This window comes from Actinoplanes lobatus (assembly GCF_014205215.1).
GTDB lineage: Bacteria > Actinomycetota > Actinomycetes > Mycobacteriales > Micromonosporaceae > Actinoplanes > Actinoplanes lobatus.
This window is the reverse complement of sequence record NZ_JACHNC010000001.1, coordinates 4,382,444-4,397,776: the sequence shown is the minus strand read 5'-3', so window position 1 is coordinate 4,397,776 and position 15,333 is coordinate 4,382,444. Positions and strand designations below refer to the sequence as shown.

The following is a 15,333-nucleotide window of genomic DNA, read 5'->3' as shown; positions in this document are numbered from 1 at the left end:
GTCGTCCCGCGTGTTCGCGAACCATGGTGGACATGAGCACGCAGACACTGACCGGCACCGATACCGCCGTCGAGGTGGCCGGCCTGCGCCAGAGCTACGGCGAGTTCGAGGCGGTCAAGGGCATCGATTTCACCGTCCCGTCCGGGGGCCTGTTCGCGCTGCTGGGCACGAACGGGGCCGGCAAGACGACCACCATCGAGGTGCTGGAGGGGTTCCGGCCGGCCGCCGGTGGGACGGTGCGGTTGCTGGGGCTGGACCCGTACCGGTCGCGGAGGGCGCTGCGCCCCCGGGTCGGGATCATGCTCCAGGAGAGTGGCCTGATCGGCGATCTGACCGTGGCCGAGACCGTGGACCTGTGGCGTGACCTGCACGTCAGGCCGATGGAAAGGGTGGCGGCCCTGGCGCTGGTCGGGCTGACCGACAAGGCGGGCGTACGCGTACGACAGCTCTCCGGTGGCCAGAAGCGCCGTCTGGACCTGGCTCTGGCCGTCGTCGGCCGCCCCGAGGTGCTGTTCCTCGACGAGCCGACCACCGGCATGGACCCGGAGGCCCGGATCGCCACCTGGCGGCTGATCCAGGATCTGGTGGCGGCCGGCACCACGGTGCTGCTGACCACCCACTACCTGGAGGAGGCGGAGCGGCTCGCCGACCGGGTGGCGATCATGCACCGGGGTGAGATCCGGATCGCCGGGACGGTGCCGGAGGTGGTGGCCGGTCACGGTGACCGGATCGCGTTCCTGGTGCCGGCCGAGGCGCCGATCGACTCGCTGCCCCGGATCGACGGGGCCGCCCCGGAGATCGTGGTGGACGACGGGCGGCCGACCGCCCGGTACACGGTGACCAGCGGCGAACCGGACGGCCGGGCCCACCGGACCGTGGCCACCCTGTTGGCCTGGGCCACCTCCCGCAACGTCACCCTGAACCGGCTGTCGGTGCGCCCGGCCTCGCTGGAGGACGTCTTCCTGACCATCGTGGAGGAGAGCCGATGACCACCGATCTCAAGCACACCGTCCGGCTGGCCCGGGTCGACATCCTGCTGATCATGCGGAACCGGTCGGCGCTGACCAACGCCGTGCTGATGCCGTTGCTGGTAGCCGGTTTCCTGATCTTCACGGCCCGGTCGCAGGCCGCCGACCAGGTCCCGTTCATGCTGACCGGGCAGGTGGCCACGCTGGCGCTGTTCGCCCCGCTGGTCAATCTGGCCGGCTTCTACACCACCCGCCGGGAGGAGCTGATCCTGAAGCGGCTGCTCGGCGGCCCGGCCTCGGCGACCGCGATCCTGGGCGGCAGCGCGGCCGGGGCGACCGCCGTCTACCTGCTCCAGGTGGTCGCGCTGTGCGTGGCCGCGGTGCCGCTCGGCGTCGGCCTGCCGGAGAATCCGCTGCTGCTTCTGGCCGGGGTGCTCGGCGCGGCGGGCCTGTTCAGCCTGGTCTCGATGGTGATCTCCGGGTTCAGCTCGACCGGGGAGCTGGCGCAGATCGCGACCGTGCCGTTCATGTTCCTCTGCCTGTTCCTGTCGCCGGCGATCGTGCCGTTGGACGCGCTGCCGGAGCGGTTGGGCCGGATCGCCGGGTACCTGCCGATGACCCCGGTCACCGAGCTGATCCGGACCGGCTTCCTGGGCTCCACCGACAACGCTGGGCAGGGCGTGCTGCCGAACCTCGGACTGCTGGCGGCGTGGGTGGCGGTCGCCGCGGTGGTGGCCCGGCGGTATTTCCGCTGGGATCCGCGGCGCGGCTGAAAAGCTAGGGTGTCCGCCATGACCGCCGCAGTACACCGCGCTCGCCGGCTGACCATGTGGAGTCTGGCGTTCACCCTGGTCCTGGCCTGGTTCGGCGCTCTCGCCGGCGCCGTCCTGCACATCTCCGAGGGCCGGGCCGACCCGGTGCGGTTCGCCGTCGCCGGTGTCGCGCTGGCCGTCTTCAACTGGTACGTCTGGCGCTTCATCCGGGCGGTGTCGGTGCGCTGGCCGGAGGAGGCCCGGGAGAGCCGCCGCTACGCGCTGTACTCCGGCATCGCGGTCCTGGTGATCCTGCTCGTACAGGACGCCGACCCGTCCGGCTTCGGCATGGTCGCGATCGCCTGGGTGAGTGTGGTGACGGTCCGGGCCGGGCGGCTGGCGAGCATCCTGCTGGCGGCCGGCACCGCCGTGTTCTGCGTGCTCCTGCTGTCGGTGAACCCCGGCATCCAGGAGTTCCCGGTCGAGGTGGCGGCGATCGTCTACGGGGTCATGTGCCTGACCGTCCCGTACGCGAACAAGCTCTGGATCTGGATCCTGGATCTGGGTGAGCAGGCGCACGCCAGCAAGGACGCCGAGGCCCGGCTCGCGGTCACCGAGGAGCGGCTGCGGTTCGCCCGTGACCTGCACGATCTGGTCGGCCACAGCCTGTCGGTGATCGCCGTGAAGAGCGAGCTGGCCGGCAAGCTCGCCACCATAGACGCGGCCCGCGCCGCCGAGGAGATGACGGTGGTCCGCGGTCTGGCGCAGGACAGCCTGCGCCAGATCCGGGAGGCGGTCCGCGGTTACCGGGTCCTGGACCTGGCCTCCGAACTGGACAGTGTCCGCGCGATCCTGGAGGCCGACGGGGTGCGCTGCGAGATCGACCTGCCGCCGGGAGCCGTCGGACCGGAGACGGCCGCCCCGTTCGCCTGGGTGGTGCGGGAGAGCGCCACCAACATCCTGCGGCACAGCTCGGCCACCTGGTGCCGGGTGTCGTTGCGGGCGGCCGACGGCTCGGCGGTCCTCGAGGTGGTCAACGACGGCGCGGCGACCGGTTCCGATCCGGCCGGCACCGGGCTGGCCGGGCTGGGCGAGCGCCTGGCCGCGATCGGCGGCTCGCTCACCGCACAGCCCACCGGCGACGGCCGTTTCCTGGTCCGTGCCACCGCCCCGACCGGAGCCGCCGCGTGATCCGTGTCCTGCTCGCCGACGATCAGCATCTGATCCGCGAGGCCCTGGCGATGATGCTGGAGTTCGAGGAGGACCTGACCGTGGTCGCCCAGTGCGGCCGCGGCGACGAGGTGCTCACCGCGGTCGGCGCCCACGATCCGGACGTGATCGTCCTGGACATCGAGATGCCCGGCCTGGACGGGCTCAGCGTCGCCGAACGGCTGCCCGGCCGGGCCATGCTCATCCTCAGCACCTTCGCCCGCCCCGGCCACCTGCGGCGGGCCATCGCGGCCGGGGTGCGCGGCTTCATCCCGAAGGACTCCTCCAGTGCCGAGCTGGCGGACGCCATCCGCCGCATCCACGCCGGTGGCCGCTACCTCGACCCGGAGCTGGCCGCCTCGGCCATGATGGCCGGCGAGAACCCGCTCACCGACCGGGAACGCGACGCCCTGGCCCTGGCCGCGGCGGGCGCCTCGGTCGCCGAGATCGCCGGTCGGCTGCACCTGAGCGAGGGCACGGTGCGTAACTACCTGTCCAACGCGATCACCAAGCTGGGCGCCGCCAACCGGATCACCGCGATCCGGCACGCTCAGCGGATGGGGTGGATCTAGGCCGGTTTGAGTTCGACCGGGATCCCGTTGAGGACGCTGTTCCCGGACAGCGGGTCGATCACCAGCTCGTCGGTGAGCAGGTTGGAGTTGACGCCGGGATGCTCGGCCGCGACCGTCATCCGGGTGCCCGGCAGGTCGTGCCCCCAGCCGTGCGGCAGGCTCACCACGCCGGGCATCACCCGGTCGGTGACCTCGGCCCGGGCCACCAGGCCGCCGGCCCGTGAGGTGACCTGTACGGCGTCCCCGTCGGCGACCGCGAGCCGTTCGGCGTCGGCCGGATGGATCTGGAGCGTGCACCGGTCGCGCCCCTTCACCAGTGCCGGGACGTTGTGCATCCAGCTGTTGTTCGACCGCAGATGCCGCCGTCCGACCAGGACCATCCCGTCGCGCGCGGGAGAGTCGAGGGCGTCCCGCAGCCGTTCCGCCTCGGCGGCCAGCTCGGGCACGCACAGTTCGACCGTGCCGGAGGCGGTTCGCAGCGCGGCCGGGATCCGGGGCCGCAGCGGCCCGAGGTCGATGCCGTGGGGTGCGGCCTTCAACCGGTCGAGGGTCAGCCCGTCCGGGTTCTCGCCGAAGCCGTCCCCGTACGCCCCGGTGCGCAGCGCCACGTCGATCAGCCGCTCGGCCGGATGGTCGCCGGTGACCAGCGTGTGCCGGTCCTCCGGGACCCGGCGCAGTGCCTGCCGCAGCAGCTCGTCGTGCACGACGGCGGGGTCGTCGCCATCCTGGCCGAGAACGATCAGCATGAGCCGGGCCAGGATGTCGCACTCGTCCGGGACGTCCGGGTCGGGCGGCAGCACCGGCGGGGAGTAGGCCGCGAAGTTGCGCACCGACAGCGCCAGGAAGCTGAAGTCGTAGTGGCCCTTGCGTACCGAGTCGGTCGGCGGCAGCACCACGTCGGCGTGCCGGGTCGTCTCGTTCAGGTACGGATCCACGCTCACCATGAAGTCGAGCCCGGACAGGGCCCGGTCCAGGCGCCCGCTGTTCGGTGTGGACAGCACCGGGTTCCCGGCGATCGTGATCAGCGCCCGGACCTGCTCGTCGCCGGGGGTCTCGATCTCGTCCGCGAGGGTGGCGACCGGCAGCTCGCCCTTCACCTCGGGCAGCCCGCGGACCCGGCTGTGCCAGCGCCCGGTCCGGAACCCCTTCCCGGGTTTCGCCGCGCCGGACAGGTGCGGGGCGAGCGGGAACATCACGCCGCCCGGCCGGTCCAGGTTCCCGGTGAGGATGTTGACCACGTCGATCAGCCAGCTGGTGACCGTGCCGAACTCGACCGTGCAGGTGCCGATCCGCCCGTACACCGCGGCGGTCGGGGCGGCGGCCAGCTCCCGGGCCAGGCCGCGGATCCGCTCGGCCGGGATCCCGCAGACGTCGGCGACCCGCTCGGGCGGGAAACCCCCGGCCAGTTCACGGACCGGCTCGACGCGGCTCACGTACTCCGGGATGGTGGCCAGGTCCTCGGCGAAGAGCGTGTGCACGATGCCGAACAGCAGGTACGCGTCGGTGCCCGGCCGGATCCAGAGGTGCTCGTCGGCGTGCTCGGCGGTGCGTGTCCGCCGTGGATCCACCACCACGAACCGGCCGCCGCGCGCCTGGATCGCCTTGAGCCGCCCCGGGAAGTCGGCGGCCGTGGCGAGGCTGCCGTTGGACTCCCACGGGTTGGCGCCGAGCATCAGCAGGAAGTCGGTGCGGTCCAGGTCGGGCACCGGGATGGTCAGCGGATTGCCGAACAGGTACCCGCAGGACACGTGCTTCGGCATCTGGTCGACGGTGCTCGCCGAGTAGACGTTGCGGCTGCCCAGCGACCGGATCAGCGGTGCCACGTAGAGGCCGCCGGAGATGGTGTGGGCGTTCGGGTTGCCCAGGTAGAGGGCGACGGCCTGTGCACCGTACCGCTCGATGATCGGCCGCAACCCGGCACGGACCGCGGCGAACGCCTCCGCCCAGCTCACCTCGACGCCCTTGACCAGAGGCCGGCGAAGCCGGTCGGGGTCGTCGGTGAGCTGCCCGAACGTGGCGCCCTTGGGGCAGACGAAGCCGTGACTGAACACGTGCTCACGATCGCCGCGGGCCGCGACGACACGGTCGGCGTCGATGGTGAGCTCCAGGCCGCAGGCGGCCTCACAGAGCGGGCAGGTCCGGTACGCGGTCCGCATGGCCGTCTCCCAACGCTGGGTTACTGGTCGGTATCCTGCCACGCCGACCCCGGGGCCGGACAGGTTGAAAGACTGACCGGGCTGCCGGACATGTGCGGAGGTGGACCTCGTGAACCCCGACCCGCGCCGGGCCCGGTTCGAGCGGCTGGCCCCCACGGTGATCGACGCCGTGCGCCGCTACCTGGCCCGGCGCACCGATCCGGCGACCGCCGACGACGTGCTCTCGGAGACGCTGCTGATCTGCTGGCGGCGCCTCGACGAGATGCCGGAGGAACACCTGCCGTGGGCGTACGCGGTGGCCCGCAACTGCCTCGCCAACGCCGAACGCGCCCACCGCCGCCGGTTCCGGCTGGTCGCCCGGATCTCCCGGCTCGACCCGCCGCCGACCGTGGTCGACGGCCCCTCCCCACCCGACGGCGACCTGGCCGGGGCGCTGTCCCGGATGCGCCCCGAGGACGCCGAGCTGCTGCGCCTCTGGGCCTGGGAGGACCTCGCCCCGGCCGGGATCGCCGTGGTCCTCGGCATCACCGCGAACGCCGCGTCGATCCGCCTGCACCGGGCCCGGCAGCGGCTGCGCGACGAACTGGTGGGAAAGACCGGCCCCGCCGCCGGACATGACAGGTCGACAGAGGGGAGCCGGACGTGACCGACGACGATCTCCGGGAGCGCCTGCGCCGCGCCGACCCGGCCGCGCGCCTGGAACCGGCCTCCCCCGCCCTGGTCGAGCACCTCGTGGAGGAAGCCATGTCCCGTACCCACGTCCGCCGGTGGACGCTGCCCGTCGCCGCGGCCCTCGTGCTGCTCGCCGGCGGAACCGCCTGGGCGACCCTGCGCCCGGGCCCGGCACCGGAACCGGTCCCTTTCCCGATCGTCGCGGCCGCGCCCGTCCCGTCGGTCCAGGTTCCGGCCGGCGGGCAGGCCAAGTGCGCCGAGGCGAAACCCGAGTCGCTGGCCGAGCGGGCCACCATCGCCTTCGCCGGCCGGGTCGACGAGGTCGACGATTCCACCGCGCTGATGGAGGTCACCCGCAACTACCGGGGCGCGGACGTCCCCCGGATCGCGGTGAACCAGCCCGGCGGCAACCCGGAGCTGCTGCTCGGCTCCGGTGACTTCGAGGTCGGCAAGGAATATCTGGTGTCAGCCGTCGGCGCGGACGTGATGATCTGCGGCTACAGCGGCGAGGCCGGCACGCCCGGCCTGCGCGAGCTCTACGAAGCGGCCTTCTGAACCGGGTCGTCCACGACCGGGTGACGCAGACCGGGGTGGTCCGCCGGCAGGCTGCGGCGGATCACCCACCAGCTCACCGCCAGACACCCGGCGATCAGCGGCCCGGACAGCCCGAGCCGGGCCGCGGCCAGCGCCTCGGTCCAGCCCGCCTGGTAGAGCGGCAGGAACACGGCGACCCGGATGACGTACTGCATCACCCACACCCAGCTGCCCCGCGAATAGGCCCGCAGCAGCGCCGGATCCCGCCGCCAGCGGGTCCGCTGCCCCAGCACGGTGCCGACCACCAGCCCGAGCAGCGGCCACCGGATCACGATGCTGATGATCCAGGCGAGCGCGCTGGCCGCGTTGCTGAGCAGCTGGAGCAGGAAGAAGTCCTCGGCCTTGCCGGTGTAGAGCGCGATCAGGGCGGCCACACACACCAGGAACAGCCCGATCAGCACGGCCCGCGGCTTGTCGCCCTTGCGCAGCCGCCACCAGGACACGCCGATCGCCGACACGACGGCCGCGATCGCCCCGGCCCAGATCGACTCCCCGAAGGCCAGCCACCCGGCCACGAACCCGACCGCGGGCAGCGACGCGTCGACCGCGGCCCGCCGCCCGTTGAGCAACTCCGCCAGCGATTCCGGCTGCGCCATCTCCACCCGCCCCTTAAGGTTAGGCCACCCTAACCCAGAGACCATTGTTCCGGTACGGGCGGGGACCGCCCCGTACCGATCAGGGCTGTCCCGCCTGTTCCGCCCGGCCGTCTGCCGGGTCAGGCTCGTGCCGCGCCCGCCGGGCTTGAATCGGTGGCCGGGCTCAACCCATCCGGGACCGCTCGGCCTCGATCGTGGTGTCCTCGCCGTGCCCGGTGTGCACCACCGTCGCGTCCGGCAGGGCGAACAGCTTCTCCCGGATCGACTCGACGATCAGCCCGGCGTCGGAGAAGGACCGGCCGGTGGCGCCCGGCCCGCCGTTGAACAGGGTGTCGCCGGTGAAGACACAGTTCAGATCGGGGACGTGGAGGCAGACGGCGCCGGGCGCATGACCGGGCGTGTGCAGCACCTCCAGCACCGACCCGCCCACCTCGATCCGGGCGCCGTCGGCCAGGTCGATGTTCCACCACACGCCGTCGCCGTGGGTCAGCTCCCACAGCGGCCACTCGGCGGGGTGCAGCAGGATCGGGGCGCCGGTGCGGTCGCGCAGACCGGGGGCGACGCGGACGTGGTCGTCGTGGGCGTGCGTACAGATGATCGCCCGTACCTGCCGCTCCCCCACCACCGCGAGGATCGCCTCCACGTCGTGCGGCGCGTCGATCACCACGCACTCGTCGTCGTCGCCGACCACCCAGATGTTGTTGTCGACGTCGAAGGTCTGGCCGTCCAGGCTGAAGGTGCCCGTGACGACACCGTGATCCACTCGCAGCATCCTCGGATTGTCCGTGAAATTCCCGGGCGTCGCTGAGCACTCGCCGGACCGGAAGCGTCACAGGAGCATGACTTTCGAGGAGTTCGTGGTGGCGCGGCCGGGCGCCCTGCCGCGCTGTGCGACCCCGGCCAGCCGCTCCAGGTCTGCGCGGCGCCGGCCCGGAACCGGACGTCAGCCGGCTTCCTCGCTGACCGCCAGCCGGGGCGTCCCCTGATCGCATCCGGTCAGCTCCACCTCCACCTTCACCTCACCGCGCACCTGACGGAACTCGCCGTCGTCGTCGTCCTGATCGTGCACCGCGAAACCCTGCGCCGGCGACATCGAGATGATCCGTTCGCAGTCCGCCACCACCGTGCCGCCCCGGGTCGGGAACGACCGGCCCCGGGCAGCCGTGGCCGACGGCTCGCCCTTCGACGGCTCGCCCTTCGACGGCTCCGGCGACGTCGACGGGGACGCATCGCCCAGCCCGTCCAGCGCCCGCTCCACCTCGTCCTCGCTGATCGGGGCCCCCTGCCGGGACACCAGCCCGGACCCGACCAGACCGATCCCGACCACCCCGACCAGCACGGCGAGCACCGCCGCGACGATCCATCCCGCGACGATGACCAGGGGCAGCCGGCCGAGCCGGTCCAAGAGGCGCACCCCGCAACTATCCGCCGCCGGACGATAAGCCGGGCACCGGAGAGCGCTAAAGGAAGGTTAAGAAGCCCGGTTCCGCCGGACCCGGCGGTTACCGTGCAGCGGTGGCGAGACTCCTGCTGATCGAGGACGACCCGGCTATCCGGACGCCGCTGCTGCGCGCCCTGCGGGAGCGCGGGCACGCGGTGGCGGCGTCGGCCGCCGCCATGGAGGGCCTGCAGACCGCCCTGGCCGAGCGGCCCGACCTGATCGTCCTCGACCTGGGCCTGCCCGACCTCGACGGGCGGGAGCTGCTGCGCATGCTGCGGGCGGTCAGCCAGGTCCCGGTGATCGTGGCGACCGCCCGCGACGAGGAGACCGAGATGGTCCGGCTGCTCGACGCGGGCGCCGACGACTACGTGGTGAAGCCGTTCACCGCGGCACAGCTCGACGCGCGGATCCGTGCGGTACTGCGGCGCGGCGCCGGCCCCGAGGAGGCGGCGCCGGTGATCGAGGTCGGCGGGCTGCGCATCGACCAGGCGGCCCGCTCGGTCACCCTGGACGGGGCGGTGGTCGAGCTGACCCCGCGCGAATTCGACCTGCTGCACCATCTGGCCCGGCACGCCGGTCAGGTGGTCACCAAACGCGAACTGCTCAGCGAGGTGTGGCAGGTGCCGTACGGCGGCGCCGACAAGACCGTCGACGTACACCTGTCCTGGTTGCGCCGCAAACTGGGTGAAACCGCCCAGGAGCCACGCTACCTGCACACCGTCCGCGGCGTCGGCGTCCGCCTGAGCGAACCGTCATGAGGGCACGGCTCACCCTGCTGGTCGCGGCCACCACGGTGCTGGTGCTGCTGGCGTTCCTGGTGCCGCTCGCCCTGCTGGTCCGGCAGGTCGCCGCGGACCGGGCGCTCAGCCGTGCCGACGACGTGGTGCAGTCGATCGTGCCGATCGCCGGGACGGGCGACATCGACGCGCTGCGGCTTTCGGTGTCGGCTCAGTCCGTACCGGTCACGGTTTTCCTCCCCGACGGAAGCGTGCTCGGCGCGCCCGCCGCGCCCACCCCCGCGGTCCGCCTCGCCGGAGCCCGCCGGGAAGCGCTCACCGTGACCACCGGCGAAGGCCAGGAACTGGTGGTGCCGGTGCTCGGGGCGGCCGGGGTGACAGTGATCCGCACCCTGGTCACCGACGCCGAACTGACCCGCGGCGTGACCCGCGCCTGGACCACGCTGGCCGCCCTCGGCGCCGCGCTGGTACTGCTCGGCCTGCTGGTGGCGGACCGGCTGGCCCGCGCCATCATCGCGCCGATCACCGAGCTGTCCGCGGTCTCGCACCGGCTCGCCAGAGCGGAGCTGACCGCACGCGCCGACCCGACCGGCCCACCCGAACTGCGCGAGGTCGCCGGCGCGCTCAACCATCTGGCCGGCCGCATCCAGGACCTGCTGGCCACCGAACGGGAACGAGTCGCCGACCTCTCCCACCGCCTGCGCACCCCGCTCACCGCGCTGCGCCTGGAAGCCGAGTCGCTCCGCGACCCCGAGGAGTCGGCCCGGGTGGCGTCCGCCGCCGACGAGGTCGCCCGCGCCGTCACCGCGGTGATCCACCAGGCCCGCCGCGCCGGCACCACCCCCACCACCGCGACCTGCGACGCGACCGAGATCGTCAGCGCCCGGGTGGCGTTCTGGGCGGTACTGGCCGAAGACACCGGCCGCGACGTCCACCAGGCCCTGCCATCCGTTCCGGTACCGGTGGCGGTGGCCGCCGACGACCTGGCCGCCGCCCTGGACGCCCTCCTCGGCAACGTCTTCGCCCACACCCCCGACGGCACCCCGCTGTCGGTCACCCTGACCCCCCGCCCAGCCGGCGGCGCGATCCTCACCGTCGCCGACTCCGGCCCCGGCTTCCCCTCCGGCGCCGCCGCCCAGCGAGGCGCCTCCGGCGGCGATTCCACCGGCCTGGGCCTGGACATCGCCCGCCAGGTGGCGACCACCTTCGAGATCAGCCCCCCATCCGCCGGCGGAGCGGTGGTCCGCCTGGAGATCCCCGGCCCCTGACCCTCCCACGCAGGCCCACCCACCCCGCCACCTCCCCGTCCCTCCCACCCTGTCCCTCCCAGTCACCGCACCTCTCGCCCAGGCCGTCGCCCTCGCCCTCACCGTCGGCCCTCGCCCTCGCCCCCGCCGTCGCCCTCGCCGTCGCCGTCATCCTCACCCTGGCCGTCGCCGTCGCCGTCACCCTCACCCTGGCCGTCGCCGTCACCCTCGCCGTCACCCTCACCCTCACCCTCACCCTGGCCGTCGCCGTCGCCGTCGCCGTCGCCGTCACCCTCGCCGTCGCCCTCGCCCTGGCCGTCGCCCTCGCCTCGCCGACGCCGACGATCTTGGACGATTAACAACCGCATTCGGTGGCCAAGCGTCCAAGATCCGCAGGCCAAGGGCTTGGGCCATCAATAACCGAAAGGCCGCAGGACCACCTCGCCGCAATCTTGGACGATCGACCACCCGAGGCGGTGGTCAACCGCCCAAGATCGCGCCCCAAGAAGCGGACGCGCAAGATCAGGCACAACGCAACGCCAACCCCACGCGATCAAGGCGACGACCACCAGAACCATTGGCCAGTCATCCAAGGATCCGGGCGTTGCGGACAGCGAAGAAGGTGCGCAGCCAAGCACAAGCAACACGCAAAACCGCCCCCGCCGCGATCTTGGACGATCGACGACCGCATTCGGTGGTCAAGCGTCCAAGATCCGCGTGCGAGGGCGGCGGAGGCGAGCGCAATCAGCCGCGGGCGTGAGGCGCGGCCGCGAGCGACGCCCGATCAGTCGTCGTCGCTGCCGTTACGGTCACCACCGTGATCGTCGCCAGCGTCGTCACGGCCCTTGTCGTCGTTGCGGCCATCACGGCCACTGTCGTCACTCCGGGATCGGCCGCTGTCGTCAGCCCGGTCGTCGCGGCCACTGTCGTCACTCCGGGATCGGCCGCTGTCGTCAGCCCGGTCATCACGGCCACTGTCGTCGCTCCGTACACGCCCACCGTCGTCGGTACGGCTCTTCCCGTCCCGGTCGTCGTCGGTTCGGTGGCGGGTGATCTCGCCAGTGGCGGCATCCACGTCGATGTCATGCTCGACGCCGCCGACGACCACGTCGATGTCCCAGACGATCCGGCCGTGCTCCGTCTCCCGCTCGACCGATTCGATGACACCGCCCGGGACGGCACGGAGCGCGATGGCCCGCGCCTCACCGGCGGTCACGCCGACGCCGGCCGGCACGGTGGAGTTCACGGTTCCGCTGGGGCTGGGCGACTCACTCGGGTCGACCGACTCACTCGCCGTAGCCGATGGCGAGGCGACCGCCCGCGGCCGACCGTCATCCGAGCCCTCCGCCAGCGCGGCGCCCCCGAAACCCAGCACGACCAGCGATCCAGCGGCGAACATCGCCACGGTGATCTTCTTCTTCACGGCTTCCCCTCCTGTCGATCGGAACGGGTGAACCATCCCGCGAAGATCACTATGGGCACGCTGTGTGAACGTTAAGGCCGGGATAAGGACGGGAAATCAGGCGACACCCTCCGCAACGAGCACCCCATCGACGTACGCATGGACCGGCTGATCCCGCAGGCCGGCGAAGAGCAGCTTCCGATGGTGCTCGATCGTCACGAAGTGCTGTTCCCGAGCCCCGACCACAAGGTTGTACCTTTTGACCAGCTTCAACGAGGCTATCCGTACGGTGTTGACGACCTCGTGACCGTCCACCGTGATGGACAGGCCACCCCAGAACTTGTTGAACGAGAACACCACGGTGTGGCGCTCCTCGGCACCTACATCGAAGCTCATCCGCATCCTTGCCACTGTAGAAAGCGGTGTCACCGGCTGAGGGGTAAGCGGATCCGGCTCGCCGGCGCGTCCTAGAAATTGACGGAGCGATCGACGGCGGGGAGTGCCAGTGCGGAGCGGGTTCGAGGAGTTCGTGCGGGATCGGGGTGACTCGCTGAGACGGTTCGCCTATCTGATCTGCGGCGATCGGCACCTCGGCGAGGATCTGGTGCAAGAGGTGCTGGTCAAGGCGTTTCGACGATGGCCAAAGATCGAAACAGACCAACCCGATCGGTACGTGCGGACCGCCATCGTCAGATCGCACGTCTCGTGGCTGCGCCGCCGGTCCAGCGGGGAGCGCCCGGGCGTCGTGCCGGACGCGCCCGTCGACGGTGACTTCGCCGAGGGGCAGGCGCTGCGCGACGAGATCTGGTCCCGGCTCGGCGCTCTCACCCGGGCGCAGCGGGCGGTCATGGTGCTGCGGTACTACGAGGATCTCGACGACCGGCAGATCGCTGAGGTGCTGCGCTGTTCGCCCAGCACGGTGCGGGTCCATGCCGCTCGTGCTCTGGCCCGGTTGCGGGCCGGCCTGGCGCAGGCCACGAAAGAGGAATCGAACCCATGACTGAGAACAGCACGGAGGTGCCGGCATGAGCTTCGAGGACGACCTTCGGATCACCCTTCGGGACCGGGCCTCGGAGACGATGCCGCCGGCCGATCTACTGACCGAGACCATTCAAGGGGTACGACGTGATCAGCGCCGCCGTCGGTGGCTGGCGACCGGAGTGGCCGTGGTGACGGCCGCAGCGGTACTTGCCGTGCCACTCGTGATCCGGAACGGGGACGGTTCGTCGTCGGGTGTTCCGGCCGCACCGGGCCCCTCGCTGCCGGACATGTCGGGTCTCGGACCATGGGAGCCGATGCCTGTCTTCGACCTACGACCAGGCTACGTTCCGGAGGGGGTGGGCCCGACCACACTGGAGATGATGGGCCCCAACCAGGTCCTGCGTTACGAGAAGGACACTCAGATGCTGGCCGCCGAGTTCGGTCCGCTGGAACCGGAGTGGGAGGTGGAGGCGACCGCCGAGAGCTCCACGACGATCGGCGACCGTCCCGCGATCGTGCACACCGCCGACGACTACGACGGCGCGGCTCCCGGTTACCGATATGTGGGCGTGCGCTGGAAGACAGGCGAGGACAAGTGGGTCCAGGTGACGAGCCTCGGACCGTACAGCGAGGAGGAGGTCCTCCGGTTCGCCCGGGAACTGGGCAGCGAGCCCGGCGTGGTTCCGCCGGCGCTACCCACGTTCACGTTCGCCGAGCACATTGCCGGCATGGCTCCGCAGTACGTGAGCCCGACCATGGTCTGCCAGGTTCCGCAGGAGATGTCCGGCAAGCAGCAGCAGCCCGAGGGCTTGTGCGTCTACGTCCTGGAGGAGGAGTTCGAGCCCAGGCCACATGGGGAGCGACTGATCATCGGCGGCAAGCAGGCGTGTCTGAATGTCGACGCCGGGATCTTCGACATCGACCTGGATGGCGGTCGCACCCTGCGGATCGAGTGGGATCAACGGACGATTCCGCTGGGCCGGGAACGCATCCTGAGGTTTGCCGCGGGGATCACCTACCGGGGCTGACGCTGGCAGGATGATCAGGTGAGCACTCTGATCGAACCGTGGCCGCGCCCGGCATTCCGCCCCACCGGCCGCCCGGCGTCGACGATGTTCGTCGCCTTCGCCGAACGGGACGTGCTGAGCGGACTCGACCTCAAGGTCGGCGCCCCGCCGTCGGCGCCGCTGGCCGCGCTGGACCTGCGTCAGCACCGGTATTCCGACGACCCGGAGTGGTTCGACGGGTGGCGTTCGGGGCCGCTGCGGCAGGTGGCGGCCCGGGAACTGCCCGACCCGGAGCGTCTGGACGCCGCGACGTGGTGCTACTCGATCCGGCTGATCGTCGACGACCCGTCCGACCTGACCCATCTACAGCTCGGCTGGGCGGTGGCCGGGCTGCTGGCCGAGGCGGGGGCGTTCGCGGTGCTGGACGTGTACACGCACAGCTGGCACCCGGGTGACGAGGTCGCCGGGTTGGACGCGCACCGGCCGTTCGTCATCCAGCGGGATGTCGGGCTGGTCGCGGAGACCGACAGCCGTCCCGGCTTCGGGCATCCGGTGCACACCCGAGGCATGATCAAATTTGGTCGCCCGGACCTGATCGCCGGAGTCCCGCCGGCGCGGATCGAGCAGACCGCCATGATCCTCAACCACCTGGCCCGAATGCTGGCCGAGGGCCACGATTTCGAGATCGGCCAGCTCTTCCGGGTCGACGGCGAGCGAACCTTGCAGGTCGCCCCCTACGAGGGCGACCCCGACGTAGGCCTGATAGGCGACGGCCTGTTGCTGATAGACGTCTAACAACACCCCCTCCAGACCCCACTCACCCACCCTCCACTTCCACAAGCCATGGCGATCTTGGACGCTCCCCTACCAAGCGCGGTGGCCAAACACCCAAGATCGCGCCAAGGCGCGCGATCCGTCGCCCCCACAACAGCTCACACTCCCCAACCACGACGACCTTGGACGCTCCCCCACCGACAACGGTGGACAAATCCCCAAGAT

18 protein-coding genes are annotated in these 15,333 nt (G+C 71.5%); 11 read left to right on the top strand and 7 right to left on the bottom strand.

The annotated features are described in order from the left end of the window. The first annotated feature begins 32 nt into the window (after positions 1-32). From BJ964_RS20405 to BJ964_RS20390, 4 genes are read left to right on the top strand one after another with little or no spacing between them, the layout of a single operon-like run. Entirely contained in the window at positions 33-989 is a 957-nt protein-coding gene (locus BJ964_RS20405; RefSeq protein WP_188122151.1) for an ABC transporter ATP-binding protein, read from the top strand. Then, positions 986-1,741 (top strand): ABC transporter permease, encoded by a 756-nt coding sequence (locus tag BJ964_RS20400; protein WP_188122150.1) that lies wholly within the window; start codon positions 986-988, stop codon positions 1,739-1,741. Before BJ964_RS20405 ends, BJ964_RS20400 begins: the two co-directional genes overlap by 4 nt. Positions 1,742-1,759: 18 nt before the next feature. After that, positions 1,760-2,911 carry a sensor histidine kinase gene (locus tag BJ964_RS20395; protein WP_188122149.1) on the top strand — a complete coding sequence of 384 codons (1,152 nt, stop codon included), beginning with the start codon at positions 1,760-1,762 and terminating at the stop codon, positions 2,909-2,911. Continuing rightward, positions 2,908-3,501, top strand: coding sequence for a response regulator transcription factor (locus BJ964_RS20390; RefSeq protein WP_188122148.1), 594 nt, complete (start codon positions 2,908-2,910; stop codon positions 3,499-3,501). The genes BJ964_RS20395 and BJ964_RS20390 overlap by 4 nt, the downstream gene beginning before the upstream one ends. Here the strand turns inward: BJ964_RS20390 and BJ964_RS20385 are convergent. Beyond that, a complete protein-coding gene (locus BJ964_RS20385) occupies positions 3,498-5,657 on the bottom strand; it encodes a molybdopterin oxidoreductase family protein (RefSeq protein WP_188122147.1) in 2,160 nt (719 codons plus the stop codon). The genes BJ964_RS20390 and BJ964_RS20385 overlap by 4 nt on opposite strands. Positions 5,658-5,766: 109 nt before the next feature. Between BJ964_RS20385 and BJ964_RS20380 the strand changes: the two genes are divergently transcribed. Together BJ964_RS20380 and BJ964_RS20375 are read left to right on the top strand one after the other, a co-directional pair. After that, the gene (locus tag BJ964_RS20380) at positions 5,767-6,303 is read left to right on the top strand and encodes an RNA polymerase sigma factor (RefSeq protein WP_188122146.1); all 537 of its coding nucleotides are present in this window, start codon (positions 5,767-5,769) and stop codon (positions 6,301-6,303) included. Then, on the top strand, positions 6,300-6,884 hold the full coding sequence (locus BJ964_RS20375) for a hypothetical protein (protein WP_188122145.1): 585 nt from the start codon (positions 6,300-6,302) through the stop codon (positions 6,882-6,884). Before BJ964_RS20380 ends, BJ964_RS20375 begins: the two co-directional genes overlap by 4 nt. Here BJ964_RS20375 and BJ964_RS20370 read toward each other — a convergent pair. The 3 genes from BJ964_RS20370 to BJ964_RS20360 form a co-directional block, all read right to left on the bottom strand. Next, on the bottom strand, positions 6,866-7,519 hold the full coding sequence (locus BJ964_RS20370; RefSeq protein ID WP_188122144.1) for a DUF3159 domain-containing protein: 654 nt from the start codon (positions 7,517-7,519) through the stop codon (positions 6,866-6,868). The two genes, BJ964_RS20375 and BJ964_RS20370, sit on opposite strands and share 19 nt — an antisense overlap. A 163-nt stretch (positions 7,520-7,682) precedes the next feature. Beyond that, positions 7,683-8,291, bottom strand: coding sequence for an MBL fold metallo-hydrolase (locus tag BJ964_RS20365; protein ID WP_188122143.1), 609 nt, complete (start codon positions 8,289-8,291; stop codon positions 7,683-7,685). Between the two features lie 171 nt (positions 8,292-8,462). Beyond that, positions 8,463-8,933, bottom strand: coding sequence for a hypothetical protein (locus BJ964_RS20360; RefSeq protein ID WP_188122142.1), 471 nt, complete (start codon positions 8,931-8,933; stop codon positions 8,463-8,465). Between the two features lie 101 nt (positions 8,934-9,034). Between BJ964_RS20360 and BJ964_RS20355 the strand changes: the two genes are divergently transcribed. Next, positions 9,035-9,718 (top strand): response regulator transcription factor, encoded by a 684-nt coding sequence (locus tag BJ964_RS20355; protein ID WP_188122141.1) that lies wholly within the window; start codon positions 9,035-9,037, stop codon positions 9,716-9,718. Continuing rightward, positions 9,715-10,965: a HAMP domain-containing sensor histidine kinase gene (locus tag BJ964_RS20350; RefSeq protein ID WP_188122140.1), complete on the top strand. Its 1,251-nt coding sequence runs from the start codon at positions 9,715-9,717 to the stop codon at positions 10,963-10,965. Before BJ964_RS20355 ends, BJ964_RS20350 begins: the two co-directional genes overlap by 4 nt. 98 nt (positions 10,966-11,063) lie before the next feature. Here the strand turns inward: BJ964_RS20350 and BJ964_RS20345 are convergent, their stop codons facing one another. The 3 genes from BJ964_RS20345 to BJ964_RS20335 all read right to left on the bottom strand — a co-directional run bounded on the left by BJ964_RS20345 (position 11,064) and on the right by BJ964_RS20335 (position 12,742). Then, the gene (locus BJ964_RS20345; RefSeq protein WP_188122139.1) at positions 11,064-11,312 is read right to left on the bottom strand and encodes a hypothetical protein; all 249 of its coding nucleotides are present in this window, start codon (positions 11,310-11,312) and stop codon (positions 11,064-11,066) included. 416 nt (positions 11,313-11,728) lie between these two features. Beyond that, complete coding sequence (locus tag BJ964_RS20340) at positions 11,729-12,367, bottom strand: PepSY domain-containing protein (RefSeq protein ID WP_188122138.1); 639 nt, start codon at positions 12,365-12,367, stop codon at positions 11,729-11,731. Between the two features lie 96 nt (positions 12,368-12,463). After that, positions 12,464-12,742, bottom strand: a complete 279-nt coding sequence (locus BJ964_RS20335) for a hypothetical protein (protein ID WP_229807443.1) — start codon at positions 12,740-12,742, stop codon at positions 12,464-12,466. Between the two features lie 109 nt (positions 12,743-12,851). On the opposite strand from BJ964_RS20335, the gene BJ964_RS20330 reads away from it, so the two are divergent. Genes BJ964_RS20330 through BJ964_RS20320 form a run of 3 tightly spaced genes read left to right on the top strand, consistent with a single transcriptional unit; the run spans position 12,852 to position 15,129 of the window. Further along, complete coding sequence (locus BJ964_RS20330) at positions 12,852-13,346, top strand: SigE family RNA polymerase sigma factor (RefSeq protein ID WP_188122136.1); 495 nt, start codon at positions 12,852-12,854, stop codon at positions 13,344-13,346. A gap of 25 nt (positions 13,347-13,371) precedes the next feature. Then, positions 13,372-14,355, top strand: coding sequence for a hypothetical protein (locus BJ964_RS20325; protein ID WP_188122135.1), 984 nt, complete (start codon positions 13,372-13,374; stop codon positions 14,353-14,355). A gap of 18 nt (positions 14,356-14,373) precedes the next feature. Continuing rightward, positions 14,374-15,129 carry a hypothetical protein gene (locus tag BJ964_RS20320; protein WP_188122134.1) on the top strand — a complete coding sequence of 252 codons (756 nt, stop codon included), beginning with the start codon at positions 14,374-14,376 and terminating at the stop codon, positions 15,127-15,129. Positions 15,130-15,333: the final 204 nt, after the last annotated feature.